The following is a 26,270-nucleotide window of genomic DNA, read 5'->3' on the forward strand; positions in this document are numbered from 1 at the left end:
AACCAGCACAACCATTGTATTAAGCTGGCCGACAGTATCGGGAGCGACCCGCTATGATGTAGAGCGAAATGGGGTTGTGGTTGTATCCCCAACCGGAGCATCAACAAACTTATCCGGATTGCAGCAGGACCAGGACTATACGATTCGAGTTCGTGCGAAGAATACCGGAGGCAATGGGGATTGGAGCGACAGCATTGTCGTGAAGACGCAGCTGGCAACACCGGTTGTCACGAAAGCAGTAGCTGAGACGGAGATTACCTTAAGCTGGGCAGTAATTGCAGGTGCTACAGCATATGAGGTAGAAGCCGATGGCGTGGTGGTAACGGTGACAGGGACTGGATACACCCATACAGGTTTAAATCCAGGGACAGCGCATACGTACAAAGTCAGAGCAAAAAGTGACACGAATGTGAGCCTGTGGAGTGCAGTGGTCAATGCAAATACGGTTCCAAGTAAGCCGGGTGTCATCACGGGAACTGCAACCAGCAATCGAATCGTGTTAAGCTGGCCGGCGGTATCGGGAGCAACGAAATATGATGTGGAACGCAACGGAACGATTGTGACGTCACCAACAACGGCGACAGCTACACTGAGTTCCCTTCAACCGGATCAAGATTATACCATTCGTGTTCGTGGGAAGAATGCAGGTGGGGATGGCGTCTGGAGTGATCCGTTTACTTTTAGGACTACTTTAAGTGCCCCAACTATTACTGTTACTTCTGGAGTTGGCGAGAATACGATCACCTGGAGTGCAATAGGAAATGCAAGCGAGTACGAACTTGATATCAATGGTCATTCTTTTTATGTTGGTGATCAACAAACGTATATTCATACAGGTCTAGTAAAAGGTGTTAGACAGACCTATCGTATTCGTGCGATTAATGGGGTTAATTTAGGTGATTGGTCCAGTTACGTAACAAAAGCGGCTTTGTAACCTTTAAGACCCAATTTAGTAGAGAAGGATCTTCATCATCTCGAATATGAGGATCCTTTCTCTTCTATTAAAGCTCTGATATATAGAAATGCGTTCGTTTTATAGAAAAAACAAAAAATAGCCTTTGCAAAATTCTGTGGTTCACCCCCTCCCTCCCCGGGTAAATAACCATAAACCTATTTTGTCCGCAGACTATTTTTGCCCGCCAACTCAGTCGTGAAGCCAAGTCGACATTTTTCCGGTTTTTTTGCAAAAGAAAACCTTTTCCTTGGTAATTGACACTGGATAAGTCGGGTGCTATAGTCGGAAATGTGGACAATTAGTGTCACACTTTATTTGACAATGAAGGGAATGTTAGTGCATGCAAGGTAAAGTGAAATGGTTCAACGCAGAGAAAGGTTATGGCTTCATCGAGACTGAGGACGGCGGCGACGTATTCGTACATTTCTCCGCGATCCAATCCGAGGGCTTCAAGACTCTGGAAGAAGGACAATCCGTAGAATTCGAGATCGTTGAAGGCGCTCGTGGCCCGCAAGCAGCTAACGTAATCAAATTATAATCATCCCGGCACAGCCGACCTACATAAACGGTATAGATGGTTAACAATTCGAGATTCGCTAGCCCAAGACTCCGGTTCGTCCGGAGTCTTTTTTCTGTTCACCGTCCCCTGAATATATTGTGCTAAAATTCACAATTCTGACTTTTTACATAGCCTTAACAAAATGCTATAATGAAGGTGCAAAGGAGGAGTGCCCAATGCAATTCACTATCCGAGGTCAACAAATTGAAGTGACCGATGCTTTGAAAGACTATGTTGACAAGAAACTCAGCAGGCTAGATAAGTATTTTGATGCACCCCCCACCTCCGAAGGATATGTCACACTGAATGTCATTCGAGGATTGCACACAGTGGAAGTGACCATTCCGCTCACAGGCGTGGTACTGCGTGCGGAAGACCGAAGCGACGATATGTACGCTTCCATTGACGCTGTTGTGGACAAGTTGGAACGTCAGATTCGCAAGCACAAAACCAAGCTGAACCGTAAGATCAAGCAAGAGGGCGGATTGAAGACGCTCATTGCGGCGAACGGAGCAGCAACCAGTCAGATGGAGGCAGAGCAAGTCGAGTATGACGAGGACAATTACGAAGTTGTCCGTACGAAACGTTTTACCATGAAGCCGATGGACGTGGAAGAAGCGATCCTGCAGATGAACATGGTAGGCCATAATTTCTTTGTATTTTCCAACATTGACACACAAGAAGTAAATGTCGTTTACAAGCGTGATGACGGCAAGTACGGATTGATCGAGAGGGACTAAGCTTTAGTGATATTCCAAGCGGAATGCAGAAGCAGCTGGACCTGATTCGAATTTTAAAACGGTAAATGAAATTGAAATGTAAGATGAGCCTTCATCCGTGTAAGCGGGTGGGGCTCTTTATTTGGATATATACGTTTTCGACGCGGTAGGCATCGTAAAGACGGTGGTATTTGATGGTAAACCCGTCGGAGTATGCTGAAAAGTGCAACCACTGTTTTAGATGAGATGGCTCATAGGGGGCTTCGGTGCCGTTTCTTAAACAGCTTCAGGTACAACGTCTTAAGGACTTCCTTTATAAGAGGATTAGCGTTCGGTTTAGTCATGATTGAACCATAGTTCCGGGGCGGAGTTCTTTGTTATTTCCGGACAATGGGAGAAGAATATTTTACACCCATTTAGATGTAGAGTTTCATTTGAGAAATGAATATACTTCCATTGGTTATGACTGGGTAAATGCTCCACGCAACTTTTTTGAGCCTTTCCGCGTCTCATAGAATAGGGCTTCACGTAACAGACATCTCTTGTGATAACACATATTGTTGCGGCATCCCTTACAAACTGTTACAATTTATGCAAACCCTCATTTTATGGGACGGGCTTTTTAGCCTGCATGAAATGGGACCATCATAAGGAATCAATGAATCGATTTCATCATTTAACCCTTTGGCATTTAATGAAGTTGATTCTATCACTTGTTTTGCACGAAAGGGGTTAACCATGCTAGGACTTGTCAAAAAGATTTTCGGCGACACCAACGAGCGTGATGTCAAACGTCTCATGAAGACGGTCGATGTAATCAACAAACTGGAACCGGATTTTGAGAAGCTCTCCGATGAGCAGCTGCAAGCCAAAACCGAAGAGTTCCGTGCGCGGATCGAGAAGGGTGAGACGCTGGAGGAATTGCTGCCTGAAGCGTTTGCGACCGTTCGTGAGGCTTCCAGACGGACACTTGGCAAGCGTCACTATGACGTGCAGTTAATCGGGGGTATGGCCCTCCACGAAGGCAGAATTGCAGAGATGAAGACCGGAGAAGGTAAGACCCTTGTAGGTACGCTGCCGGTTTACTTAAATGCCCTGCTTGGCAAAGGTGTTCACGTGGTAACCGTCAATGATTATTTGGCACAGCGTGACAGCCAAGAGATGGCGCAAATATATAACTTCCTGGGAATGACGGTCGGGGTTAACCTGAGCGGTATGGAACACCCGGATAAACAGCAGGCGTATGCTTGCGATATTACGTACGGGACGAACAATGAGTTCGGCTTTGACTATCTGCGGGACAACATGGTCCTCTACAAAGAGCAGATGGTTCAGCGTCCGCTTTATTTCTGTATCATTGACGAAGTGGACTCCATCCTGGTTGACGAAGCGCGTACGCCGCTCATCATTTCGGGACAAGCTCAGAAATCGACCGAGCTGTATTTTGCAGCTGACCGCTTCGTGAAGCGTCTTACTCCGGAAGAGGATTATACGGTAGACATTAAGGTCAAATCCGTGGCCTTAACCGAAAAAGGCGTGGCGCTAGCGGAGCGTTCCTTCGGGATCGACAACCTGTATGACCATAACCACGTAACCTTGAACCACCACATTGTACAAGCGCTGAAAGCGAACGTCATCATGCGCCGCGATGTGGATTATGTCGTTACCGATGACGAAGTGGTCATCGTTGACGAATTTACGGGTCGTCTGATGGCTGGACGCCGCTATAGCGACGGTCTCCACCAGGCGATCGAAGCGAAGGAAGGCATTGAGGTTCAGAACGAGAGCATGACTCTTGCAACGATTACCTTCCAGAACTACTTCCGGATGTATCGCAAGCTGGCGGGCATGACCGGTACGGCGAAGACGGAGGAAGAAGAATTCAAGAAGATTTACGGTCTTGAAGTGCTGCAAATTCCTACGAACAAACCGAATCAGCGTATTGACATGCCGGATGTGGTTTACAAGAGCGAAGAAGGCAAGTTTAAGGCGGTAGTAGCCGAGATCGTTGAGCGCCATAAAAAGAACCAACCGATTCTGGTGGGTACGGTGTCCATCGAGAACTCCGAGCGATTGTCTGAAATGCTGAAGCGCAAAGGCGTCCAGCATAAAGTTCTGAACGCGAAGTATCATGCGGAGGAAGCGGAAATCATCTCACGCGCCGGACAGCCGGGATCGGTAACGATCGCGACGAACATGGCGGGGCGCGGTACGGATATTTTGCTTGGCGAAGGCGTACAGGATATTGGCGGACTTCACATTATCGGTACCGAACGTCACGAATCGCGCCGGATCGATAACCAGCTGCGCGGCCGTGCCGGTCGTCAGGGTGACCCGGGGTCTACCCAGTTCTACCTGTCCCTCGGCGATGAGCTGATGAAGCGTTTTGGTACGGACAACGTGCTGAATATGATGGATCGTCTTGGCTTTGAAGAAGATCAGCCGATCGAGAGCAAAATGATTACCCGTGCGGTGGAATCCGCGCAGAAGCGGGTAGAAGGCAACAACTTCGACATGCGTAAAGTCGTTCTTCAATACGATGACGTCATGAACCAGCAGCGTGAGATCATCTACAAGCAGCGCCGTGAGATCTTGGAGTCCCAAGACATTAAGCAAATCGTTGTAGAGATGATCAAGCCGGTCATTGATCGTGTGGTGCAGGCTCACTGCAGCGATGACATTCCGGAGAACTGGGAACTGCAGGAAGTGGCAGACTACGTGAACAGCAAGCTGCTGGACGAGGGCGCCGTTACCCGCGAAGATCTGTGGGGTAAAGAAGCCGAAGAGCTTACGGAGTACATCTTCGATCGCGTGATGAAGAAGTACGAAGAACGTGAACAAGCCATCGGCGAAGAAATGGTACGCGAGTTCGAAAAAGTTATCGTCCTGCGTGCGGTGGACAGCAAGTGGATGGATCATATTGATGCAATGGATCAGCTGCGTCAAGGTATCCACCTCCGCGCTTACGGCGGTACCGATCCGCTTCGCGAATACCAATTCGAAGGCTTCGAGATGTTCAATGCCATGATCGCGACGATCCAGGAAGAAGTGGCGACCTACATCATGAAGGCCCAAATCGCGACGAATCAGGAGCGCCAAGCGGTTGTGGACGAGAATAAAGTCTCCACGAACAGCAGCAGCGAGCCTGCCGAGAAGCGTCCGGTCCAAGTGGCTGAACAGATCGGCCGGAACGACGCATGCCCTTGCGGCAGCGGCAAGAAGTATAAGCACTGCCATGGACAGAACGCTTAAGCGATCCAGCCTAACGGTGATGAATATAAGAAAAGCATCCATTGACGTGCTTTTACAGAAGCAAGAGCGCGTTTAGAGGATACTTTTCTTGCGATGATCGACATTTGTTCAGCATCACAACAAACTTCGATAATCCTCATATAGCCCGTCCAGGTTATGGGCGACTTTTCAACTCCCTTAAGAGCGGCAGATGAACCGGGTGATTGTGGTCTATTCCACCGTGATCCGAAATCACTGCTGCGCTTAAGGGAGTTTATCTGAATAAACAGCGAAACATGTTGTGAAGCGATGTGACGTGGATTTTCTCCTAAAATGGAACGTTTTCCATGCTGGAGAGGGTATACTGGAATTATTACGTGTAGATAAGAAAGGACGAGGACTCATGATCGATCCAAGTGTGAAGCAGGACCTGCGTGAAATCAGCAAGAAACTAACCAATCTTAGGGGGTCTCTTTGACTTAAGTTTAAAGCAGGAGATGATTGAGAACTTTGAGGAGAAGATGGCAGCCCCGGATTTCTGGGACGACAATGAGAAAGCTCAGGCGCTTATTACCGAGATGAATGCCGTGAAGTCATCCGTGGATCAATATCAGAAGCTGCAAGCGGATTACGATGATGCCGTCGTGATGATCGAGCTGGCGGATGAAGAAGGCGATGACTCGCTTGCAGGAGAAATCGGAGAGACCATCAAGGATCTGGTTGGGCGTGTGGAAGAGTTTGAACTCCAACTGCTGTTGAACCAGCCTTACGATAAAATGAATGCCATCCTTGAGCTGCATCCGGGCGCGGGAGGTACCGAGTCGCAGGACTGGGGCCAAATGCTGCATCGCATGTACACGCGCTGGGCGGAGAAACGCGGCTTTAAGGTGGAGACGCTGGATTATTTGCCTGGGGATGAAGCGGGAATCAAGAGCGTGACGCTGCTCATTAAGGGCTACAATGCATATGGGTATTTGAAGGCTGAAAAAGGGGTGCATCGCCTGGTTCGGATCTCTCCGTTCGATTCTTCGGGCCGTCGCCATACCTCATTTGTGTCCTGTGACGTCGTTCCGGAGATTAACGATGAGATTGAACTGGACATCCGCACGGAGGACCTGAAGATTGATACGTACCGTGCGAGCGGTGCCGGTGGTCAGCATATCAATACGACGGACTCGGCCGTACGGATCACTCACTTGCCAACGGGTGTGGTCGTAACCTGTCAGAATGAACGGTCCCAGATCAAGAACCGTGAGCGTGCAATGACCATGCTTCGTTCCAAGCTCTATGAGCGCAAGATTGAAGAGCAGCAGAGGGAATTGGCGGAAATCCGCGGCGAGCAGTCCGACATCGCATGGGGCAGCCAGATCCGTTCGTATGTATTCCATCCGTACAGCATGGTGAAAGACCATCGTACACAGGTGGAGACCGGTAATATAGGAGCCGTCATGGACGGGGATCTGGATGCTTTTATCGATGGATACTTGCGCAGTCAGATCAAGCAGGAAGTCGAGTAGGACGTTGAGGAGAGATTCGAAGAACTATGGCGCAATCCGCTGGTAATCCATCGATTAACAAAAGAAAAAGAGAACCCCTGATTCCGATCAACGGTCCCCTTCGTCAGACGGTGGACGCCGCTTTTATTATCGTCGGCTCCTTTATTATGGCGCTGTCATTTAATCTGTTTTTCCTGCCTAACCACATCGCCTCAGGCGGCGTGTCCGGATTGTCTGTTCTTGCGCAAGCGTGGCTCGGGATTGAACCAGCCTTCACGCAGTGGGCGCTGAATATCCCTTTGTTTGTGCTTGGCTTTTGGCTGCTTGGACGCGATTACGGCATCCGTTCCCTGCTGGGAAGCGTGATTTTGCCGCTGTTCGTCTTTTTGACCAAGGACTGGCCGATTCCAACCTCCAATCCGCTCCTGGCTTCCATTTATGGCGGAATCGGCGTCGGTATCGGGATGGGGCTGGTCTATCGCGGCAGGGGGTCAACCGGTGGATTGACCATCGTAGCGCAGCTCTTGCAAAAATACAGCGGCCTCAGCTTCTCCCTCTGCGTCGTACTCTTGGATGCGATTGTGATCTCTTCGGCAGCCCTCGTGCTGTCGCTGGAGCAGGCGTTATACGCGCTGATTGGATTGTACGTGACAGGCAAAGTGATTGATGCAATTGAGCTGGGCTTTAGCTTCACGAAGGTAGCTTACATTATATCCGATCATACGGAGCCGATCACCAAGGCGATTCTCGAGGATCTCGATCGTGGACTAACCAAGCTGACTGCAGAGGGAGGCTATACGGGCGAACACCGGACGGTTCTGATGGTGGTCGTCGGGCAGAGTGAAATTCCCCGTCTGAAAACGGTGGTACAATCGGTGGACCCGAATGCGTTTGTCATCATTAGCAATGCCCATGAGGTATTGGGTGAAGGTTTCCGCAATATCAAGGCGTAACCCAATAAAAGCGGTGTCGAGAGGTTCTCGACACTTGAAGAGACGGTGTATATCACCGTCTCTTTTTTTGTGGAACTGTAGAATCGATAAGGTTTCAGCGAAGCTAACCATTCGATAATCGCAAGCAAAACGTCCTCTAAACGCGGTCTGTCATCTGTGAAGTGCGTCGATCGTCGACTTTTAAGTAGGGGGCTGATCGTTGACCTTGAATTTTTCTTTATTTTTCTAGTAAAGAGCATATAATGGTATCTAATATTGTTCAGGGGGTAGGAGATTATGGAAATCGAACAGATCTACGCTAATTTGCCGGTATTGGAAACCGAGCGCCTGCGGCTTCGCAGAATATCGATGCAGGATGCGGAACATATGTATGCCTATGCCTCTGATGAGGAGGTTGCCAAGTACGTAACATGGGATACCCATCGGACGATTCAGGACAGTAAAAAATTCATCCAGTTTATACTGGTCCAGTATGCCAAGCATGATATTGCCCCTTGGGGGATCGAGTTGAAGGAGGACGGGCGTCTGGTCGGAACGGTGGATTTTGTATGGTGGAAGCCCGAACAGCAGAGTGCCGAGATCGGTTATGTACTCGCGCGGGATTGTTGGGGACAAGGGCTCATGACGGAAGCGGCCTCCGCTTTACTGAAACTCGGATTTGGCGAAATGGATCTTGTGCGCATCCAAGCTCGTTGCATAGAAGGGAACATCGGCTCTCAGCGTGTCATGGAGAAGATCGGTATGACTTATGAGGGAACATTGAGGAAGGGGATCAAGATCAAAGGTCAGCATTGGGACCTTAAAGTATATTCCATTCTAAAAGAAGAATTTGAATCCGCTTATTAGCCATTGGATGAACATGGAATTCTCATGCATTTGGGACCAAATTTGAATAATCCATTGTATTTATATGAATACGGTCGTATAATAATACATATTTATGAGACGGATAAAGTCAATGAATACCTATGACGAAAGCGTCGTTTTAACGCAGGAGACAGAAGACTTCTTAAACAAGATTTATACAAGCTTGACTGCCTTACGATGGAAAGCCATATCAAGAGCATCAACAGTCACTACCCTTGATTTCTATATCTTATCACATCAAGGGCAGAGTTCAGGAGACAAGGTGAATCGCTCGGAAGAAGTTATACGGATGAGCATGGCGTAGAGATGAAGGATGGATGAATGGGACCTTGTATAAGGTCCTTCAACTGTTCCTTGGGGAGAGGGATGAGGATATGACGGACACAAACACAGTAAAAGTTGCTATTGTTGGATCTACCGGCTACGGTGGCGTGGAACTAATCCGCTTGCTGCAAGCACACCCGCGCGTTGAGATTACATCGGTAATCTCTTCATCGACGGCAGGCGTACCGATAGCGGACGGTTTTCCGCATTTGACGAATATCATGACCCGGAACCTGGATGATGTCAATCCAGCGGAAATCGCTAAGGTGGCAGACCTGGTGTTCGCGGCTACGCCTTCGGGCGTCAGTGCCAAGCTGGTGCCGGAGCTGCTGGATGCGGGCCTGAAGGTCATAGATCTTTCGGGGGATTTTCGTTTAAAGGACGGAGCTGTTTATGAACAGTGGTATAAACATACGGCTCCGAGTGCGGAACTGTTGGAAAAGGCCGTATATGGTCTATGCGAAGTGTTTGGCGAAGAGGTCCGTGATGTGGATTTCATCTCCAATCCGGGCTGTTATCCGACAGCGACGCTGCTCGGGCTCATTCCGGCAATCAGCGCGGGATGGATTGATGCCTCTTCCCTAATTATCGACGCTAAATCCGGCGTGTCCGGTGCAGGCCGGGGAACGAGTTTGATGACGCACTATGCCGAGATCAACGAGAACTTCAAAGCCTATAAGGTAAATAAACACCAGCATATTCCCGAGGTTGAGCAGGTATTGACGCAGGTCGCGGGCGAACCGATCACGGTTACCTTTACGACCCATCTGGTTCCGATGACGCGGGGAATCATGAGCACCATGTATGCCACGTTGAATGGTCCTTACACGGAAGAGGATTTCATCGAGCTGTATCGCCAGTATTTCAAGAACCGCCGGTTTGTAAGAATCCGCGACTTGGGCGTATGGCCTGCGACAAAAGAAGTCAGCGGGTCCAACTACTGCGATATCGGATTTGCGGTGGATGCGCGTACGAACAGAGTGACCATTATATCGGTCATTGATAATGTGGTGAAGGGTGCAGCCGGTCAGGCGATTCAGAACCTGAATTTGATGATGGGATGGGAGGAGAGCCTCGGACTTACGTTTACGCCGATTTATCCGTAAGCGTCTGGGGATACAGACATGGGAGAAAATATGTTTGCGATTATCGATGGGGGCAGCATCGTAACGCCGCAAGGCTTCAAGGCTGCCGGACTTCACTGTGGACTTAAGAAAACCGACCGTAACGACCTGGGCGTCATTGTATGTGATGTGCCTGCCGTGGCGGCTGCTGTATATACAACGAACCTGTTCCAAGCGGCACCGCTGAAGGTGACGCGTGAAAGCCTGCAGGACGGCAAGCTTCGTGCGATCGTCGTCAACAGTGGGAATGCTAACGCCTGTACGGGCAAGCAGGGCGAAGAGGATGCTTACGCGATGCGTGCCAATACGGCTGCGCAATTCGGTCTGGAAGAGAACGATGTGGCCGTCGCCTCAACCGGAGTCATCGGGGAATTGCTGAAGATGGACCGGGTTTCCTCAGGTATCGCCGGCCTGCCTGCAAGGCTCAGCGGAGAAAGCGAAGGGGCTGAAAGCTTCAGCCAAGCAATTTTGACAACCGATCTCGTGAAAAAAGAAGCCTGCGTCACGGTACAAGTTAACGGTACGAAGGTGACCATCGCCGGGACGGCCAAGGGATCGGGGATGATTCATCCGAACATGGCGACCATGCTCGGATTTATGACGACGGACGCGGTCATTGGTCAGGAAGCACTGCAGCTGCTGCTGCGCCAAACGACCAACCTGACCTTTAATATGATTACGGTAGACGGCGATACAAGCACGAACGACATGCTGGTTGCGATGGCCAGCGGCCTGGCGGGACACGACATGCTTTCGCCGGAGCATCCGGATTGGGATGCATTTGCAGCCGGCTTCCATTATGTATGCCAGCAGCTGGCGAAGGCGATCGCGCGTGACGGAGAGGGAGCTTCCCGCCTGATCGAGGTTCGCGTGGACGGTGCCGAAAGCGATGATGACGCGCAAGCGATTGCCAAGACAATCATTGGCTCCAGCCTGGTCAAATCTGCCGTATTCGGCGCAGATGCCAACTGGGGACGCATTATTGCGGCTGTTGGCCGTGCGGGCCGTCCGGTTAATCCGGAGACGGTCGATATTGCCATCGGCCCGATTTCGGTGCTGGAGCAGTCAAGACCCGTTGCGTTTGACGAGGATGCGGCTCTGATTTACCTTCAGGGCGACACCGTGGATATTGACGTGAATCTGCATATCGGTAATGGGTCGGCTACGGCCTGGGGCTGTGATTTAACTTATGACTATGTCCGCATTAATGCGGCTTATCGTACGTAGATAAATATTCAGTAGGACGGAGGAGACGGATATGAAGAGCACGATCGATCAAAAGGATACGCTGCCGGTTAAAACATCAGGTGCGGATACGTTCGTGATGAAATGCGGCGGCAGCACGCTCGCTGCGCTTCCTGACAGCTTCTTCGAGGATTTGAAGGATCTGCAGCAAAAGGGAGTCAACCCCGTTATCGTGCATGGCGGCGGACCCGCCATCTCCGGCAACCTGGAGAAACTCGGCATCGAGACCGAATTTGTAAACGGGCTGCGCAAGACGACAGAGGATGTGCTGGACGTCGTGGAGATGGTGCTTGCGGGCACCATCAATAAACAGATTGTACGACGGATTCAAAGCGTGGGCGGCGCTGCTATCGGCTTGTCCGGCTCGGACGGCGGACTGATCGAGGCCAAACCGGTGACGAACCATGCGGAGGTTGGCTGGGTCGGCGATGTGACGTTGGTGAAGTCGTCGATTCTGAACGGTGTGCTGGAAATGGGCTACATGCCTGTGGTAGCACCGATCGGGGTGGATCCGTCCGGTCAGCGCTACAACATCAATGCCGATACGGCAGCTGGTGCCGTGGCCTCCCATCTGGGGGTACACCGGATGATCGTGGTCACCGACGTGCCCGGGATCATGAAGGGATCGGGCGGCGAGAAGCGGGTGCTTCCAACCGTGACGGTGCAGGAGATCGAGGACATGATCGGGACAGGTGAAATCTACGGCGGCATGATACCGAAGGTCAGAGCGGCCATCAGCTGCATTCACGGCAAAGTGAGCGAGGTTGTCATCGTGGACGGAAGCGAGCCGAATGTACTGAGCCGGGTGCTTGGAGGCGAAGTGCTGGGAACGCGCATCGTGCGGATGTAGATTTAGATTTGAGTTTGTAGGAATAGAGCGGCTTCAACGGAGAAGGTGGAATTGTTCTGGAGAAGCAACGTGGTCGCCTTTGCCCCCGGATTTTAACCGTTTCAACCATTTCAATAAAAATTTGGGGGCAACAGCGATCGGAAGAACAATCCACATGCGAAGTGGTGTCAGGGGTGTCAGAGTTCAGGAATATTCATGAATCTGTTTTGTCCATATGCAAAGGAGTGTGTGAAGGTCATGGGAAAAGAAACAGCAGTAGGCGGTATCAAAGCAGCTAATGAAAGCTCATTGTTCCAAACGTACGCCAGATATCCAATCGCCCTGGTCAAAGGGGAGGGCAGCTGGCTATGGGACGATCAAGGCAACAAATATCTTGATTTTATGGCCGGTCTGGCGGTAACGAACCTCGGCCATGCTCCGGTAAAGGTGAAAGAGAAGCTGAAGGCCCAGCTGGATGAATTGTGGCATGTCTCGAACCTGTTCCACATTCCGGGTCAGGAAAAAGCAGCCGAGCTGCTGACAGCCAACACCTGCGCGGATGCGGTCTTCTTCTGTAACAGCGGGGCAGAAGCGAACGAAGCCGCCATTAAGCTGGCGCGCCGCTACCATCAGAAGGTGAAGGGGACGGTACGGTACGAGGTCATTACGTTTACCCAGTCCTTCCATGGACGGACGCTGGCTACGCTGACGGCAACCGGCCAGGATAAGGTAAAGGAAGGCTTTCTTCCGCTTCCGGCAGGCTTCAAAAGCGTTCCACTGCATGACCTTCCGGCACTGGAAGCAGCCATTAACGACAACACCGCCGCCATCATGATCGAAATGGTGCAGGCGGAGGGCGGCGTACATCCGGTGGAGCCGGAGTTCCTGCAAGCCGTTACCGAGCTGTGCAAGAAGAACGGATTGCTGCTGATCGTGGACGAGGTGCAAACAGGCATGGGCCGGACCGGCAAGCTGTTTGCGCACGAGCATTACGGCATTGAGCCGGATATTTTCACCGTGGCCAAAGGACTCGGCTCCGGGTTCCCGGTCGGCGCGATGCTGGGTAAAGCTTACCTACGCGAAGCCTTTACGGCAGGAAGCCATGCAACGACGTTTGGCGGCACACCAATTGCAAGCTCCGTCATCCAGGCCACCATTGAGACGATGCTGGAGGACAACGTGCCGCAGCGCGCGGCCGAAGCTGGAGAATATTTGATGACGAAGCTGAATGAGAGTCTGGGCAGCCATCCTTTTGTGAAGGCGATCCGGGGGAAAGGCCTGCTGATCGGCATCGAATGCGTTGAACCGGTTGGCGAGCTGGTGCTGAAAGGACAGAGCCGCGGGCTGCTGTTCGTAACGGCAGGACCGAATGTGATCCGGCTGCTTCCGAATCTGTACGTTACCAAACAAGAGATCGACCAGGCGGTATCGATTGTTACGGAACTTATACATGAGCATACGGCGGTTAGCCAAGCATAGAAGAATCGTACAGCAGCATTTTGGACAATAACAGCATGGTTAAGGAGGACTGAAGGATATGGCCGCAAGCGGACAAGTGAAGGAACTAGGCCTGAAAGGGCGGGATATGATCGAGCTGGACGAATACTCTACGGAAGAGATTCAGTTCTTGCTCGATTCGGCAATCGAGATTAAACGCAAGCAGAAGAACGGCGAAGTCTATCAGCCGCTGAAGGGCAAGACGATTGGATTGATTTTTGAGAAGTCGTCCACACGGACGCGGGTGTCGTTCGAGGCTGGGATGTTCCAGCTGGGCGGACATGCACTCTTTTTAAGCAAAAACGATATTCAGCTTGGACGCGGCGAGCCGATCAGCGATACGGCACAGGTGATGTCCCGTTATCTGGACGGCCTGATGATCCGTACCTTCGGGCACGACAACGTGGTCAATTTGGCGAAATATGCCTCCATTCCGGTTATCAACGGTCTGAGCGACATGGCGCATCCATGTCAGGTGCTGGCTGATCTGCAGACCGTGCTGGAGCACAAGGGTAAGCTGAAAGGCCTCAAGATGGCCTTTATCGGCGATGGCAACAACATGGCGCATTCACTCCTGATCGGCGGTGCCAAGATGGGCATGCATGTGGCCGTGGCCAGTCCGAAGGGCTATGAAGCGGATGCCAGCATCGTGAAGCTGAGCGAGGAGATCGCGGCGCAAACAGGCGGCAAAATCACGATCACCCAAGACCCGCTCGAAGCCGCGAAGGATGCGGACGTGATCTATACGGATGTATGGGCAAGCATGGGCTTTGAAGAGGAGCAGGCTCAGCGGGAAGCCGCTTTTGCGGACTACCAGGTGAATGAGGAACTGGTGAAGGCGGCGAAGCCGGATTACTTGTTCTTGCATTGCCTTCCAGCCCACCGCGGCGAAGAGGTCAGCGAAGGCGTGATCGACGGTGCCAACTCCGTCATTTTTGATCAGGCTGAGAACCGTCTACATGCCCAGAAGGCTTTGATGGTTGCTTTGATGGCGTAAGGCCATTCATTGCAGAGCGAACATTCTCTATGAAAATGCGTCAATGGACGTTTTCTTTAGTATAATGAAGGACAGGGTTGTTAGTAACAAAGAGAGGGAGTTTAACCATGGCAAAACAAAAAATCGTACTGGCGTATTCCGGCGGTTTGGATACGTCTGTCATTCTGAAGTGGCTGAAAGAAACCTACGATGCGGAGATCATTGCCTTCACGGCCGATATCGGCCAGAAGGAAGAACTGGACGGACTTGAGGAAAAAGCGCTGGCGACCGGCGCCTCCAAAGTATACATCGACGATCTGCGAGACGAATTTGCGAATGATTTCATCTTCCCGATGTTCCAGGCGGGTGCCATGTACGAAGGGCAGTATCTGCTCGGCACCAGCATCGCGCGTCCGTTGATCGCGAAACGCATGGTGGATATCGCACGTGCCGAAGGCGCGACGGCGATTGCGCACGGCGCTACGGGTAAAGGGAACGACCAGGTTCGTTTTGAGCTGGGCGTAGCCGGCTTGGCACCGGACATTGAAGTGATCGCGCCTTGGCGCATCGAGGAGTTCCGTAACTCTTTCCCGGGACGCGCGGAGATGATCGCTTACGCGGAAGCGCACGGCATTCCGGTAACGGCATCCGCTGCCAAATCCTACTCCATGGACCGCAACCTGCTCCATATCAGTTACGAGAGCGGCGTGCTGGAGGATCCTTGGTTTGATGCAAGCGCGGAGGACAGCAAGGATATGTACCTGCTCAGCGTATCGCCTGAGGATGCGCCGGATGAGGCGGAATACCTCGAGCTTACGTTCGAGCAAGGGAATGTCGTTGCGCTGAACGGCGAATCGATGAGCCCGCTGCAAGTGATGGAGAAGCTGAACGAGCTGGGCGGCAAGCACGGCATCGGTCGCGTGGACATGGTGGAGAACCGCTTCGTCGGCATGAAGAGCCGCGGCGTCTATGAGACACCGGGCGGCACGATCCTGTTCACCGCTCATCGCAAAATGGAGTCCATTACGATGGACCGTGAAGTGATGAACCTGCGCGACAGCCTGATTACCCGCTACAGCACCTTGGTTTATAACGGCTTCTGGTTTGCGCCGGAGCGTCTGGCATTGCAGGCGCTTGTAACCGAGAGCCAGAAAAACGTATCCGGTACGGTGCGCGTGAAGCTGTACAAGGGCAACATTATCGGGGCAGGCGTGAAGAGTCCGGTCAGTCTGTACAACCCGGATATCGCTACAATGGAAGCCGATCCAACGCAAGCTTATGATCAGGGCGATGCGACCGGTTTTATCCGCTTGAACGCACTGCGTTTGAAAGTGGCAACCGGCGTGAACCAGAATCAATAAGTTTACAATAATGAACAGGCTGAAGGCCGTTTTCTTGCTAGGGAGCTCCGCCGATTCTCGCGTAACCGGGATGAACGGGACTTCTTAAGCGGGAAGCGGCCCTCTGCCTTAAACAGAGAGGGGCAAGTGTTGTGAGCAAGTTATGGGGCGGGCGCTTTACGAAGCAGACCAACGCATTGGTAGAGGAATATACGGCATCCATCGGTTTTGATAAGCAGCTGGCTGAGGAGGATATCCAGGGAAGCCTTGCGCATGTGTCCATGCTGGGCAAATGCGGCATCGTGCCGGCCGAAGACGTGGAGACGATCAAGGCAGGCTTGAACAAGGTGCTGGAGCGCATCCGTGAGGGCAGCATCGAGTTCTCCGTTTCGGATGAGGATATTCATATGAACATCGAGAAGAATCTGATCGAGGAAATCGGACCTGTCGGCGGCAAGCTCCACACAGGCCGCAGCCGTAACGATCAAGTGGCTACGGACATGCACTTGTATCTGCGCAACCGCGTCGTGGCGTTGACCGGCATGCTGCATGAGCTGCAAACCGCGTTGATTGGGCAAGCGAAGGATAACCTGGACACGATTATTCCGGGGTATACGCATCTGCAGCGTGCACAGCCGATTCTGTTCGCGCATCATTTGATGGCTTACGTGTCCATGTTCCAGCGGGATATCGACCGTCTGATCGACAGCTATAAGCGCATTAACGTGTTGCCGCTCGGGGCAGGCGCGCTTGCGGGTACAACGTTCCCGATCGACCGTCATTTCGTGGCAGAGCAGCTTGGGTTTGATGGTGTTTACGAGAACAGTCTGGATGCGGTCAGCGACCGTGACTTCATCCTGGAATTCCTCTCGGATGCTTCCATTATCATGATGCACTTGTCCCGTCTGAGCGAGGAGCTGGTGCTCTGGAGCAGCACGGAGTTCAACTTCGTTGAGCTGGACGATGCGTTCTGCACAGGCAGCAGCATTATGCCGCAGAAGAAGAATCCGGATGTGCCTGAGCTGGTCCGCGGCAAAACCGGACGGGTATACGGCAATCTGATGGGCCTGCTCACCGTGCTGAAGTCCCTGCCGCTTGCTTATAACAAGGACATGCAGGAAGATAAAGAGGGCATGTTCGACACAGTGGCTACGCTGGAAGGCGCATTACAGCTGTTTGCACCGATGATCGCCACGATGAAGGTCAACAAAGGCCGCATGCGCGAAGCGGTGAACACCGACTTCTCCAACGCAACCGACATCGCGGACTTCCTGGTTGGCAAAGGCCTTCCTTTCCGCCAGGCGCACGAAGTGATTGGCAAGACCGTATTGTACTGCATTCAGAACAACAAGTATTTACTGGATTTGACGCTGGACGAATTCAAGCAGTTCTCCGAGTTGTTCGACGACTCCATTTATGGTGTGCTTCAACCGGAGACGGTGGTCAATGCGCGTAACGTTTACGGCGGTACGGCAACCGAACAAGTGAAGGCGGCCATTGATCGCAGCGTGCAGACCCTTCAGACCACGGAAGAATGGCTGGGTCTCCGCCAAGGGAATGTTGAGTAACGGCAAAGAATACTTGGCGTGATAAAAATAGAGGTGGATCGGCAAACGTTACATTTGCTGATCCACCTTTTGTTTTGTAACGATGAGATTCGTTGGATGAGGGATTACCTAAAATCCTCTCACGAAGAAAAGTACACCCAGTACACCCCATGGAACCGCGAATGAACCGCAGGCACGTTCATGGCGTGCATATGATGGGTTCATTAGGCTTTCAACGGAAGCCACTTCAGCACATCCTGAATGTGGGTATCCCAGTATCCCCAATCGTGGCCGCCCGGGCCTTCCTGATACGTGAGGTCCAGGGAGGTTGCTTCGCAGGCTTTGCGGAACGCTTGATTGTCTTCATAGAGGAAGTCCTCCGTTCCGCAGCATTGATACAGCAGCGGCTTCGGTCCCTCCGAGCGGTCCACTTCCTGAAGCAGCCAGAGCAGGTCGTTGTCGGTGCCGGTAATGTCCCGATCTCCGTAGACTAATCGATGTTCAAACAAAGCCTCGTTCCTATTAACATGACCCGCCATATCGAGCGCGCCTGACAAACTGGCAGCGGCGGCAAAGGCTTCGGGACAGCGAAGGGCCAGCTTGAATGCCCCGTATCCGCCCATGGACAAGCCGGCGACGAAGTTATCTTCTCTCGCGTGGGATAACGGGAAGAAGGAACGGGCGATGGCCGGCAGCTCTTGGCTGATAAAGGTCCAGTATTTGCCGCCGTATTCCATGTCCGTATAGAAGCTGCGATGCACTTGCGGCATAACGACGGCAATGCCCATCTCGGCCACATAACGTTCGATGGAGGTTCTTCGCAGCCAGATGGAATCGTCGTCGGACAGGCCGTGCAGGAGGAAGAGCGTCGGATGCAAGCCGCTTTTGGCATGATTGGTCATGCCGATTTGTGAAGAGGTTTGCTGAGGGAGAATGACGGTCATGGATGTGCTGAGACCGAGCACCTCCGAGTAAAAGTGACATTGCATTAAAGCCATGGATTATGTATCCCCTTTCATTTTTTGAAAATGAGAGACCAAAATGACGAGCCTACTAGGATCATATCACAATCGTCCTCCTTTGCTCCAAGCAAATCTAAAGCCATCGTTTCGGACGAGAACAAATTTTCAGTCTGCTGCGTTTGGGCACTATGCTAATCCTCCAGAATATAAAGGTGGCTCCGGATGGAATTGAAACGGATGGGATGGATAAGCGCATAAAACGCCTCGGTCTTCAGACCGAGGCGAGGTTCAGCCATCGGGCTGTTCTATGATCGGCTGCGTTGTGTTATGTTAGAGGGAGATTATGGTTCCATCTGGTGGAGGATTCAAAAGCATAAATTTAGAAGTGTAGCAAGTGTCCAGTTAAGATATAGCATGATGATCATATTTGTGAATCTGGAGGAGTATGCGCATGATACCACATGACGATAAACTGTCTGATCTGAAGATTACGGGAACCGGAAGCTCAAGCGGCGGCCAATACGGCAAGGTGCGAATCGATGGTGCCGGGCAGGTGAACGGAGATCTGGATTGCCGGGAATTAACAGGTAACGGAACGATGAGTTTGAACGGCGACGTCGCTGCCAACACGATTCGCGTGAACGGTTCGGGAACCATTAAGGGAACGGTGGACGCGGAGGAGCTGCATGTAGCCGGCAGCCTGAGTGTGAAGAGAGGCGTGCGCAGCCGGTCCATTTTTATCGGAGGGCATTGCAGCATTCACGGCGATTCCGAATCGAAGAGGCTTGATGTAACCGGAAACCTGAGAAGCCATGGTGACGTGCGGAGTGAAACGGCCACGTTTCATGGGGGCTTCAAGATCGATGGCCGCCTGCATGTAGGAACAGCGGATATTCGGCTGTTGGGCCGCTGCCTTGCGCAGGAAATCGTCGGAGACCGGATCACGATCCGCAAAAAAGGAAAGCGGCTCTGGGAGATGCTGTCCCTGCCATTACGGGGAACGCGGCTGGAGGCACGCATTATTGAAGGTGATGTCCTGGATCTAGAGTATGTCGAAGCCGATATCGTTCGCGGCAACCGGGTGATCCTCGGCCCAGGGTGCGAGATTCGGCAAGTGGAATACCGGGATGAATTGACGCAGCATCCGGAAGCCCAGGTCAGAGCATCCCGGCGGTTTTAAGGGCGACATCAGGCGAAGCATCCGGGCATAGGCCGAATAGATGATAAGGAGGCAGCGATATGGTGCATAACGGAATAGCCGTAGAAAGACCCGGTTGTTTCCATAACGGGTGACGGTGTCGTTGGCGGCGGTATTGTCGGCAAGCTTCGGATAAACGGTGAAGGCGTCATTCATGGCGACACGGATAAAATAGATACATTACATTAAAATAACAGCAAGGCAAACAGCCCGGATTCGCGGTTCTATTCGCGAATCCGGGCTGTTCCACGTGATCTGCAGGTTCATGGCGCGCTGATCCCGTCCTCAACCACTTCCTCTTTCGGCGTTTCATTCGTATCCGGCAGCGGGACCTCATTCGTCGGATTAATGGCAACGATGCTGTTCTGGGGACGGTAGGTATCTTTGGATATTTTCACATTCTCCACGACCTTCCCGTTCACTTTCTTGGTTCGGTAGGTTTCTACCACATAACCTGGTTTCCCGTTCTGAACCACCTGCTTGAGTCCGGGCGGCAGCGAGTTATTGTGAATGATTTTCTCTGGTGACGGCAAGGTTTCAATGGTGGTGGACACAAGCTCATATTCGGTATTGTCCGGGAAAGTCCCGAAGATCTTTAGTGTTAAATTACCGTGCGATACCTCCGATAAAATAAGCAGATGCTTGCCTGTATTGTTTCGGAAGCGGAAGTTTATCGCACCTTCGGCAAAGGTGGCATCCTGCCCCTTGGGCAGGTAACTGACCGGAAGGGAATGATTGCGCCGTTCGGTGATCTCCAGCCCGATGAGCAGAGCGGCATGGTAGACCGTGCTGGATACCTGGCAGATGCCGCCACCGATACCGGGAACCAGCTTGCCGTTCACGATAACGGGAGCTTCTTCAAAGCCGTATTCTTTCTTTGCCGTATCAATAATATGAGCATAATTGAATTCATCCCCGGGCTTCAGAATCATGCCGTCTACGGCTTTGGCAGCGGCGGTCACGTTATGAACGCGTCCAGGACCGCTGGATCCGAGACTGGTGGAAAATTCGACGATTTTGCGCTCAATCCCCTCATCCTGCAGCGATTTTACGGTAACGGGGGGCTTTTGACGGATGAGAGGGAGCTGAACCGTAATGATCTCATCCGGATTCAGCTCGGTGAAGTGGGACTCATTCGGAAGCGCAGCGCTGAACCCTTCATAGAATGCCGGCCAATCGATGCGGTATGCCGTTTTCTCCGGGGTATACCGGACAACATCATCTTCGGATATGCTCCGTACCGCATTGACGGGTTCCCCAAAGCGTTCCTTTTGCCAGTCTTCGCTCAGCCGCTCTTTTAACACATCGCGGTCCCAGTCCGTGGATATATGCCACTCCAGCTGAAAGTTATGCCGATAAAGAACCTGATCCCATAATGATCCTTCGGACAGCTTGGCGATAGCTTCCCGAAAATCGGCTGCGTTGAATTGAACGCCGGCTTCCCGGAGAGTGAAGCTTTCCGTCTGTCCCTTGAGAGCGTCCGATTGCAGCTCCACCTTCAACGCTGTCATCGCCTGCAGCCGTTGATCCAGCTCTGACAGCACCTCGTCTGCGGGTTTACCGCCTACCTGCCAACCGGCGAGAACGACTCCCTTCGGGAGTTCCTTCTGGTTCACGTACATCGTCAATAGACCGAAGCCGACCGAGAGGAGAAGACCGAAACTGATGACAATGATGAGACCAAGATGAATTTTTTTCATTCGAAACCACCTTCTTAACTTCGTATTGGCCGCAGTTCATGCACTTGTTCATGTATATGTCACGGTGGGCTTAAACTTTCGGGTACTCAAAAGGTAACAAATTTGTTACAATAGACGATGTCGTGAGGATTTTTCATGGATTTTAAAGGAATTCGATGGAAACTGTCGAAAGTATAATGGCTAATTAAGGATTGGGAAGTGATGAAGTGATCGAAATGCAGGACGTATGGAAGACTTATCCGAACGGCGCTCATGCGCTTCAAGGAGTTTCCGTCAAAATCAATCGGAATGAATTCGTCTATGTTGTCGGACCGTCAGGTGCGGGCAAATCGACGTTTATGAAACTTATCTATAGAGAAGAAGTACCTACCAAGGGGCAAATTTCCGTTAACGGATTTAATATCGGGAAGCTGAAGCAGCGCAAAATTCCCTATGTTCGCCGAAATATCGGGGTTATTTTTCAGGACTATCGTCTGCTGCCCAAGCTGACTGCTTACGAAAATGTAGCTTTTGCCATGGAGGTTATTGAAGCGCCGCAGCGTCTCATCAAGAGACGGGTCATGGAGGTGCTGGAGCTTGTAGGATTGAAAGCCAAGGCGAACCGCGAACCTTCCCAACTCTCCGGCGGTGAGCAGCAGCGGATCGCAATCGCCAGAGCGATTGTGAACAACCCCTCCGTCATTATTGCGGACGAGCCTACAGGTAACCTGGATCCGGAAACCTCGTGGGGCATCATGCAGCTGCTGGATGAAATCAATTTCAGGGGAACCACTATCGTCATGGCTACCCACAACAGGGATATCGTGAACACCATGCGTAAACGCGTTCTTGCGATTGAGCATGGACAGATCGTCCGTGATCAGCAGAGAGGAGATTACGGGTATGAATTTTAGAACCTTCTTGCGGCACTTGCGGGAAGGGGCGAAGAGCGTTTTCCGGAACGGATGGATGTCGGTCGCATCCGTTACTTCCATCGTGGTGTCTTTGTTTATACTGGGCGTTTTCATGCTATTAGTCATGAATGTGAACGCCTTAGCCGATAAAGCAGATAGCAATGTGCAAATCAATACGTACTTAAATCTCAATGTGGATGAGAAGCTGCGCGAAACCATCAAGGGTGAAATCGAGGCCATGCCGGAGGTCAGCGCCATCAAGTTCGTGTCCAAGGAAGAGGGCATGAAGGAGCTTGAGGAAAGCCTGGGCTCCGAATGGGTGGAAGGCTTCAGCGAGGCGGACCAGAATCCGCTTCCGGATGCATTCGAGGTTTCCGTTATTCAACCGACCACGGTCGGTTTTGTTGCCGACAAGATTACCGCACTGAACCAGAAATATGCGGAGGAGCCGATCCTGCGAGTCAAGTATGGTGAAGGCACGGTAGAAACCCTGTTCAAGATTACGAAGACGGTGCGGAATATCGGCTTTATTTTCGTAGCGGGACTCGGCTTGATGTCCATGTTCCTGATCTCGAACACCATTCGGGTTACGATTTTGGCCCGTCGCCGCGAGATCGGCATTATGAAGCTTGTCGGCGCGACCAACAACTTCATTCGCTGGCCGTTTTTCGTGGAAGGCGCCATGATCGGCCTGATGGGCTCCATTGTGACGGTCACACTGTTGTTTGTAGGCTACAATCGCCTGTACGCCGCATCGCAAACGGATTTGACGTTAGCGCAAAGTTTAATCCCGCTGGGTGATTTGTGGCTGCCGATTGGCACCATTGTTGTTGGGCTGGGCATCGTCATTGGCATCTGGGGCAGCACCATGTCGATACGTAAATTTTTGAAAGTATAAAACAAGGTAAAGGATGGGGAGCGAAACTTGAAAAAGATCGCCGCAGGAGTAGCAGCCTTATTACTGGCCACCGTTATGATCCAACCGACCGTCGGACAAGCCGAGAAGAAGACTTCAGCCGATGTAGATCGAGAACTGAGAGTGCTTCAGGAGCAGGTCAAGAAAGCAAGGTCACAGAAAAACAAGGCAGCGGAAGATAAACAAGAAGCCCAGCATTACAAGAAGAAAACAACGAAGAATCTGAAATATGTGATGGAACAGATCAGCATCGTCAGCAATGAATTGACCAAAATCTCCATGAAGATCGAGGAGACAGAGGATCTGCTGAGAAAAACGACCAAGGAACTTGAAGCGGCGGAGGAGCGTATCGCCTCCCGCGAGAAGCTGTTGGAATCCCGGATTCGCCTCATCTATATGGATGGGCAAGTATCGTATCTGGATGTGCTGCTCTCCTCGACCAGCTTCAGCGATTTTATTGAGCGTGCGGATTCCCTGAAGACGATCGTTAACCAGGACCAGGATTTGCTGGTGGAGCATAAGCAGGACAAGCTGCTGGTCATCGACAAGAAGAAGGAACTTGAAGGACAGTATGCAACCGCCAAGGACCTGTATGGCCAAATGGAGGATCGCAAGAGCATCCTGAACGAGAAGGAACAGGAGAAGCGAGTACTACTGGCCCAGTATGATCAGGAAATTGAGGATGCGGACATCTTGACTGAAGAGCAGGATAAAATGCTGGTTGCCCTGGCAAGCAAACGTTCGGATCTGCAGAAGGAAAAGAATAAGCTTGCCGCTGAGGAAGCTGCACGCAAAGCAGCGGCTGCCAAAGCGGCTGCCGCGAAAAGAGCCAAGGCGACCACCCTCGGTGGTAGCAAAGGTGGCGGCGGATATACAGGTAACGGCGGACCATTCGCCATTCCGGTCTCCGGGGCCAGACTGTCCTCCGGTTATGGGCCGCGGGTTCATCCGGTAACGGGTGAAGTCGGCAAGATGCATACAGGCCAGGATTTCGCCGTTCCGCAGGGAACGGAGATCCGCGCAGCGGAGAGCGGCACGGTCATTTTGGCCGAGTGGTGGAGCGGTTACGGAAACTGTGTTATTGTTGATCATGGGGGCGGCGTATGGACCTTGTATGGACATATCCGCAACGGCGGCATTAAAGTCAGCGAAGGCGACAAGGTGTCCAGAGGGCAGAAGATTGCCGAAGTAGGCTCCACGGGTCAGAGCACAGGACCGCATCTTCATTTTGAGGTTCGGGTCAATGGATCGCCGGTGAATCCTTCGCCTTATCTGTAACAGAATTTCATGACTTATACCATATAACCTTCAGACCGCTGTATAAATATTCCCGGCAAGCCAATCATATACTAGGTGGACGGGATTCCCCATGTGTGTAGCAGTTGAAACGTACAAAGGCGGTGAAGTACTTGCTGAAAAAACGAACGGCTGTCTTTCTGGTCATAGCTGCCATGCTGTGCGGCGTGCTGTTAACGATGGCCTTGACCCAGCTGCCCGCTCCTAGCCAGACCGGAGACGGTGAGGGGCTGCTGGCCAGTATAGCGAACAGGAATGGACTGGAGCAGTCGGAAGCGAAAAAACTGGGGACAGCGATTGACCTCATCGAGAGCAATTATTACAAGGATATCGATCGGTCGAAACTGATCGACGGCGCCATCAACGGGATGATGGAAGCGCTGGAAGATCCATATTCCAACTATATGGGAAAAGAAACGGCAGCCCAGTTTGAAGAAAGCATTGAGGGCTCCTTCTCGGGGATTGGCGCGGAGGTATCCTCTGTAGACGGCAGTGTGGTCGTTGTATCCCCGATCAAGGGATCTCCTGCGGATAAAGCCGGCATTCGGGCAAAGGACACCATCCTTTCCGTCAATGGCGAATCCTTGCAGGGCCTTGAACTGAACGCGGCCGTCAACAAGATTCGCGGTCCGAAGGGCTCCAAGGCCGTTCTTCAGATTAAGCGTGCAGGCTCCGAGCAGCCGATCGAGTATGTTATCGTTCGTGATGACGTCGATCTGGAAACCGTATCGGCACGGATGGAGAAGGGCGGAATCGGCGTTATTGAGATCTCCCAATTCTCGCTGAATACAGGCGAACGCTTTAAGGAGGAACTCGAGAAACTGGAAAGCCAAGGCATGAAGGGACTGCTGATCGACGTCCGGAACAATCCAGGCGGCGTGCTGTCCGTTGTCATTGACATTGCAGAGCAGTTCGTACCTAAAGGCGAGTTGATCGTTCAGGTAGAGGATAAGGATAAGAAGCGTGAGAAGCATCCTTCCAATGGTGAGGCAAAATCCTATCCGATTACGGTGCTGATGAACAAGGGCAGCGCCAGCGCTTCCGAAATTTTGGCAGGCGCACTGCAGCAATCGGCGGGAGCTACCCTGATGGGTGAGCATTCCTTCGGTAAAGGAACCGTGCAAACGAGCTTTGATAAGCAGTTTGGCGATGGAAGCCTGCTGAAAGTAACGATTGCCAAATGGTTGACGCCAAACGGTACCTGGATCCATGAGAAGGGAATTGAGCCGGATATTAAGGTGTCACAGCCAGAATACTTTACCGTTGCACCGATCGATAAGAAGAAAACCTATACGTACGACACGAATAGCACAGATGTGAAGAACGCTCAGATCATGCTTGAAGCGGTTGGTTACAAGACAGGGCGTACGGACGGCTATTTCGACCGGAATACGGAGAAGGCGGTCAAGAGCTTCCAGAGCAAGCACAAGCTGAAAGCGGACGGTATCCTTAACGGCGCTACAGCCGAGGCATTGGAAGCCGCCTTGATCGAGAAGATTCAGGATCCGAAAGAGGATAATCAAATGAATCGCGGAATTGCCGAGGTTCGGAAGGAAATCGCCGCTAAAGCGTCGAACAAGTAAGAAGGCTGAATGTTAGCCTTCTTTTTTCTTTTGAGATATCAGAAAGTATACATTTCGAAG

At 51.8% G+C, this 26,270-nt stretch carries 21 protein-coding genes; 19 read left to right on the forward strand and 2 right to left on the reverse strand.

Annotation, left to right across the window (positions count from 1 at the left end; translation table 11 throughout):
* From ACETK5_RS31005 to argH, 14 genes are all read left to right on the forward strand, one after another.
* Positions 1-934 (forward strand): fibronectin type III domain-containing protein (locus ACETK5_RS31005; protein ID WP_394059626.1); only part of this gene is annotated, 934 nt, incomplete at its 5' end.
* Positions 935-1,295: 361 nt separating this feature from the next.
* Positions 1,296-1,493: a cold shock domain-containing protein gene (locus tag ACETK5_RS31010; protein ID WP_009594275.1), complete on the forward strand. Its 198-nt coding sequence runs from the start codon at positions 1,296-1,298 to the stop codon at positions 1,491-1,493.
* Between the two features lie 197 nt (positions 1,494-1,690).
* The gene (gene hpf / locus ACETK5_RS31015) at positions 1,691-2,254 is read left to right on the forward strand and encodes a ribosome hibernation-promoting factor, HPF/YfiA family (RefSeq protein ID WP_100540918.1); all 564 of its coding nucleotides are present in this window, start codon (positions 1,691-1,693) and stop codon (positions 2,252-2,254) included.
* Positions 2,255-2,971: 717 nt separating this feature from the next.
* Positions 2,972-5,485 carry a preprotein translocase subunit SecA gene (gene secA, locus ACETK5_RS31020; RefSeq protein WP_394059627.1) on the forward strand — a complete coding sequence of 838 codons (2,514 nt, stop codon included), beginning with the start codon at positions 2,972-2,974 and terminating at the stop codon, positions 5,483-5,485.
* Between the two features lie 382 nt (positions 5,486-5,867).
* Positions 5,868-6,981, forward strand: a protein-coding gene (gene prfB / locus ACETK5_RS31025) for a peptide chain release factor 2 (protein WP_394059628.1) whose coding sequence is annotated in 2 segments (ribosomal slippage) — positions 5,868-5,939 and positions 5,941-6,981 — 1,113 coding nt in all. Because the reading frame shifts where the segments join, the coding sequence is not laid out codon by codon here.
* A gap of 26 nt (positions 6,982-7,007) precedes the next feature.
* Positions 7,008-7,913: a YitT family protein gene (locus ACETK5_RS31030; RefSeq protein WP_394059629.1), complete on the forward strand. Its 906-nt coding sequence runs from the start codon at positions 7,008-7,010 to the stop codon at positions 7,911-7,913.
* Positions 7,914-8,189: 276 nt separating this feature from the next.
* A complete protein-coding gene (locus ACETK5_RS31035) occupies positions 8,190-8,759 on the forward strand; it encodes a GNAT family N-acetyltransferase (protein ID WP_394059630.1) in 570 nt (189 codons plus the stop codon).
* Positions 8,760-9,154: 395 nt separating this feature from the next.
* Positions 9,155-10,210, forward strand: a complete 1,056-nt coding sequence (gene argC / locus ACETK5_RS31040) for an N-acetyl-gamma-glutamyl-phosphate reductase (protein WP_394059631.1) — start codon at positions 9,155-9,157, stop codon at positions 10,208-10,210.
* 18 nt (positions 10,211-10,228) lie between these two features.
* Positions 10,229-11,455 (forward strand): bifunctional glutamate N-acetyltransferase/amino-acid acetyltransferase ArgJ, encoded by a 1,227-nt coding sequence (gene argJ / locus ACETK5_RS31045; RefSeq protein ID WP_394059632.1) that lies wholly within the window; start codon positions 10,229-10,231, stop codon positions 11,453-11,455.
* A 31-nt stretch (positions 11,456-11,486) separates the two neighbouring features.
* Positions 11,487-12,323, forward strand: coding sequence for an acetylglutamate kinase (gene argB / locus ACETK5_RS31050; RefSeq protein ID WP_394059633.1), 837 nt, complete (start codon positions 11,487-11,489; stop codon positions 12,321-12,323).
* 237 nt (positions 12,324-12,560) lie between these two features.
* Positions 12,561-13,781 carry an acetylornithine transaminase gene (locus ACETK5_RS31055; RefSeq protein WP_394059634.1) on the forward strand — a complete coding sequence of 407 codons (1,221 nt, stop codon included), beginning with the start codon at positions 12,561-12,563 and terminating at the stop codon, positions 13,779-13,781.
* Positions 13,782-13,839: 58 nt separating this feature from the next.
* Positions 13,840-14,796 carry an ornithine carbamoyltransferase gene (argF, locus tag ACETK5_RS31060; RefSeq protein ID WP_394059635.1) on the forward strand — a complete coding sequence of 319 codons (957 nt, stop codon included), beginning with the start codon at positions 13,840-13,842 and terminating at the stop codon, positions 14,794-14,796.
* 107 nt (positions 14,797-14,903) lie between these two features.
* Positions 14,904-16,136 carry an argininosuccinate synthase gene (locus ACETK5_RS31065; RefSeq protein ID WP_394059636.1) on the forward strand — a complete coding sequence of 411 codons (1,233 nt, stop codon included), beginning with the start codon at positions 14,904-14,906 and terminating at the stop codon, positions 16,134-16,136.
* Positions 16,137-16,267: 131 nt separating this feature from the next.
* On the forward strand, positions 16,268-17,683 hold the full coding sequence (argH, locus tag ACETK5_RS31070; protein ID WP_100540908.1) for an argininosuccinate lyase: 1,416 nt from the start codon (positions 16,268-16,270) through the stop codon (positions 17,681-17,683).
* Between the two features lie 203 nt (positions 17,684-17,886).
* Here the strand turns inward: argH and ACETK5_RS31075 are convergent, their stop codons facing one another.
* The gene (locus tag ACETK5_RS31075) at positions 17,887-18,660 is read right to left on the reverse strand and encodes an alpha/beta hydrolase (protein WP_100540907.1); all 774 of its coding nucleotides are present in this window, start codon (positions 18,658-18,660) and stop codon (positions 17,887-17,889) included.
* A 415-nt stretch (positions 18,661-19,075) separates the two neighbouring features.
* Here ACETK5_RS31075 and ACETK5_RS31080 point away from each other — a divergent pair, with 415 nt between their 5' ends.
* Positions 19,076-19,804, forward strand: coding sequence for a bactofilin family protein (locus ACETK5_RS31080; protein WP_100540905.1), 729 nt, complete (start codon positions 19,076-19,078; stop codon positions 19,802-19,804).
* Positions 19,805-20,085: 281 nt separating this feature from the next.
* Here ACETK5_RS31080 and ACETK5_RS31085 read toward each other — a convergent pair whose 3' ends face one another.
* Positions 20,086-21,522, reverse strand: coding sequence for a VanW family protein (locus ACETK5_RS31085; RefSeq protein ID WP_394059637.1), 1,437 nt, complete (start codon positions 21,520-21,522; stop codon positions 20,086-20,088).
* A 206-nt stretch (positions 21,523-21,728) separates the two neighbouring features.
* Between ACETK5_RS31085 and ftsE the strand changes: the two genes are divergently transcribed.
* The 4 genes from ftsE to ACETK5_RS31105 all read left to right on the forward strand — a co-directional run bounded on the left by ftsE (position 21,729) and on the right by ACETK5_RS31105 (position 26,210).
* Entirely contained in the window at positions 21,729-22,415 is a 687-nt protein-coding gene (gene ftsE, locus ACETK5_RS31090) for a cell division ATP-binding protein FtsE (RefSeq protein ID WP_394059638.1), read from the forward strand.
* Positions 22,405-23,313 carry a permease-like cell division protein FtsX gene (ftsX, locus tag ACETK5_RS31095; RefSeq protein ID WP_394059639.1) on the forward strand — a complete coding sequence of 303 codons (909 nt, stop codon included), beginning with the start codon at positions 22,405-22,407 and terminating at the stop codon, positions 23,311-23,313. The genes ftsE and ftsX overlap by 11 nt, the downstream gene beginning before the upstream one ends.
* Before the next feature lie 27 nt (positions 23,314-23,340).
* A complete protein-coding gene (locus ACETK5_RS31100; RefSeq protein ID WP_394059640.1) occupies positions 23,341-24,609 on the forward strand; it encodes a murein hydrolase activator EnvC family protein in 1,269 nt (422 codons plus the stop codon).
* 131 nt (positions 24,610-24,740) lie between these two features.
* Positions 24,741-26,210, forward strand: coding sequence for a S41 family peptidase (locus tag ACETK5_RS31105; RefSeq protein WP_100540901.1), 1,470 nt, complete (start codon positions 24,741-24,743; stop codon positions 26,208-26,210).
* The last annotated feature ends 60 nt before the right edge of the window (positions 26,211-26,270 follow it).

Source organism: Paenibacillus ilasis (assembly GCF_043195395.1).
GTDB classification, from domain to species: domain Bacteria; phylum Bacillota; class Bacilli; order Paenibacillales; family Paenibacillaceae; genus Paenibacillus_AQ; species Paenibacillus_AQ lautus.

Excerpts from the sequence above, each read along its gene's own strand:
- ACETK5_RS31010 (WP_009594275.1), top strand. The coding sequence starts at position 1,296 with ATGCAAGGTAAAGTGAAATGGTTCAACGCAGAGAAAGGTTATGGCTTC.
- hpf (WP_100540918.1), top strand. The coding sequence starts at position 1,691 with ATGCAATTCACTATCCGAGGTCAACAAATTGAAGTGACCGATGCTTTG.
- secA (WP_394059627.1), top strand. The coding sequence starts at position 2,972 with ATGCTAGGACTTGTCAAAAAGATTTTCGGCGACACCAACGAGCGTGAT.
- ACETK5_RS31030 (WP_394059629.1), top strand. The coding sequence starts at position 7,008 with ATGGCGCAATCCGCTGGTAATCCATCGATTAACAAAAGAAAAAGAGAA.
- ACETK5_RS31035 (WP_394059630.1), top strand. The coding sequence starts at position 8,190 with ATGGAAATCGAACAGATCTACGCTAATTTGCCGGTATTGGAAACCGAG.
- argC (WP_394059631.1), top strand. The coding sequence starts at position 9,155 with ATGACGGACACAAACACAGTAAAAGTTGCTATTGTTGGATCTACCGGC.
- argJ (WP_394059632.1), top strand. The coding sequence starts at position 10,229 with ATGGGAGAAAATATGTTTGCGATTATCGATGGGGGCAGCATCGTAACG.
- argB (WP_394059633.1), top strand. The coding sequence starts at position 11,487 with ATGAAGAGCACGATCGATCAAAAGGATACGCTGCCGGTTAAAACATCA.
- ACETK5_RS31055 (WP_394059634.1), top strand. The coding sequence starts at position 12,561 with ATGGGAAAAGAAACAGCAGTAGGCGGTATCAAAGCAGCTAATGAAAGC.
- argF (WP_394059635.1), top strand. The coding sequence starts at position 13,840 with ATGGCCGCAAGCGGACAAGTGAAGGAACTAGGCCTGAAAGGGCGGGAT.
- ACETK5_RS31065 (WP_394059636.1), top strand. The coding sequence starts at position 14,904 with ATGGCAAAACAAAAAATCGTACTGGCGTATTCCGGCGGTTTGGATACG.
- ACETK5_RS31075 (WP_100540907.1), bottom strand. The coding sequence starts at position 18,660 with ATGGCTTTAATGCAATGTCACTTTTACTCGGAGGTGCTCGGTCTCAGC.
- ACETK5_RS31080 (WP_100540905.1), top strand. The coding sequence starts at position 19,076 with ATGATACCACATGACGATAAACTGTCTGATCTGAAGATTACGGGAACC.
- ACETK5_RS31085 (WP_394059637.1), bottom strand. The coding sequence starts at position 21,522 with ATGAAAAAAATTCATCTTGGTCTCATCATTGTCATCAGTTTCGGTCTT.
- ftsX (WP_394059639.1), top strand. The coding sequence starts at position 22,405 with ATGAATTTTAGAACCTTCTTGCGGCACTTGCGGGAAGGGGCGAAGAGC.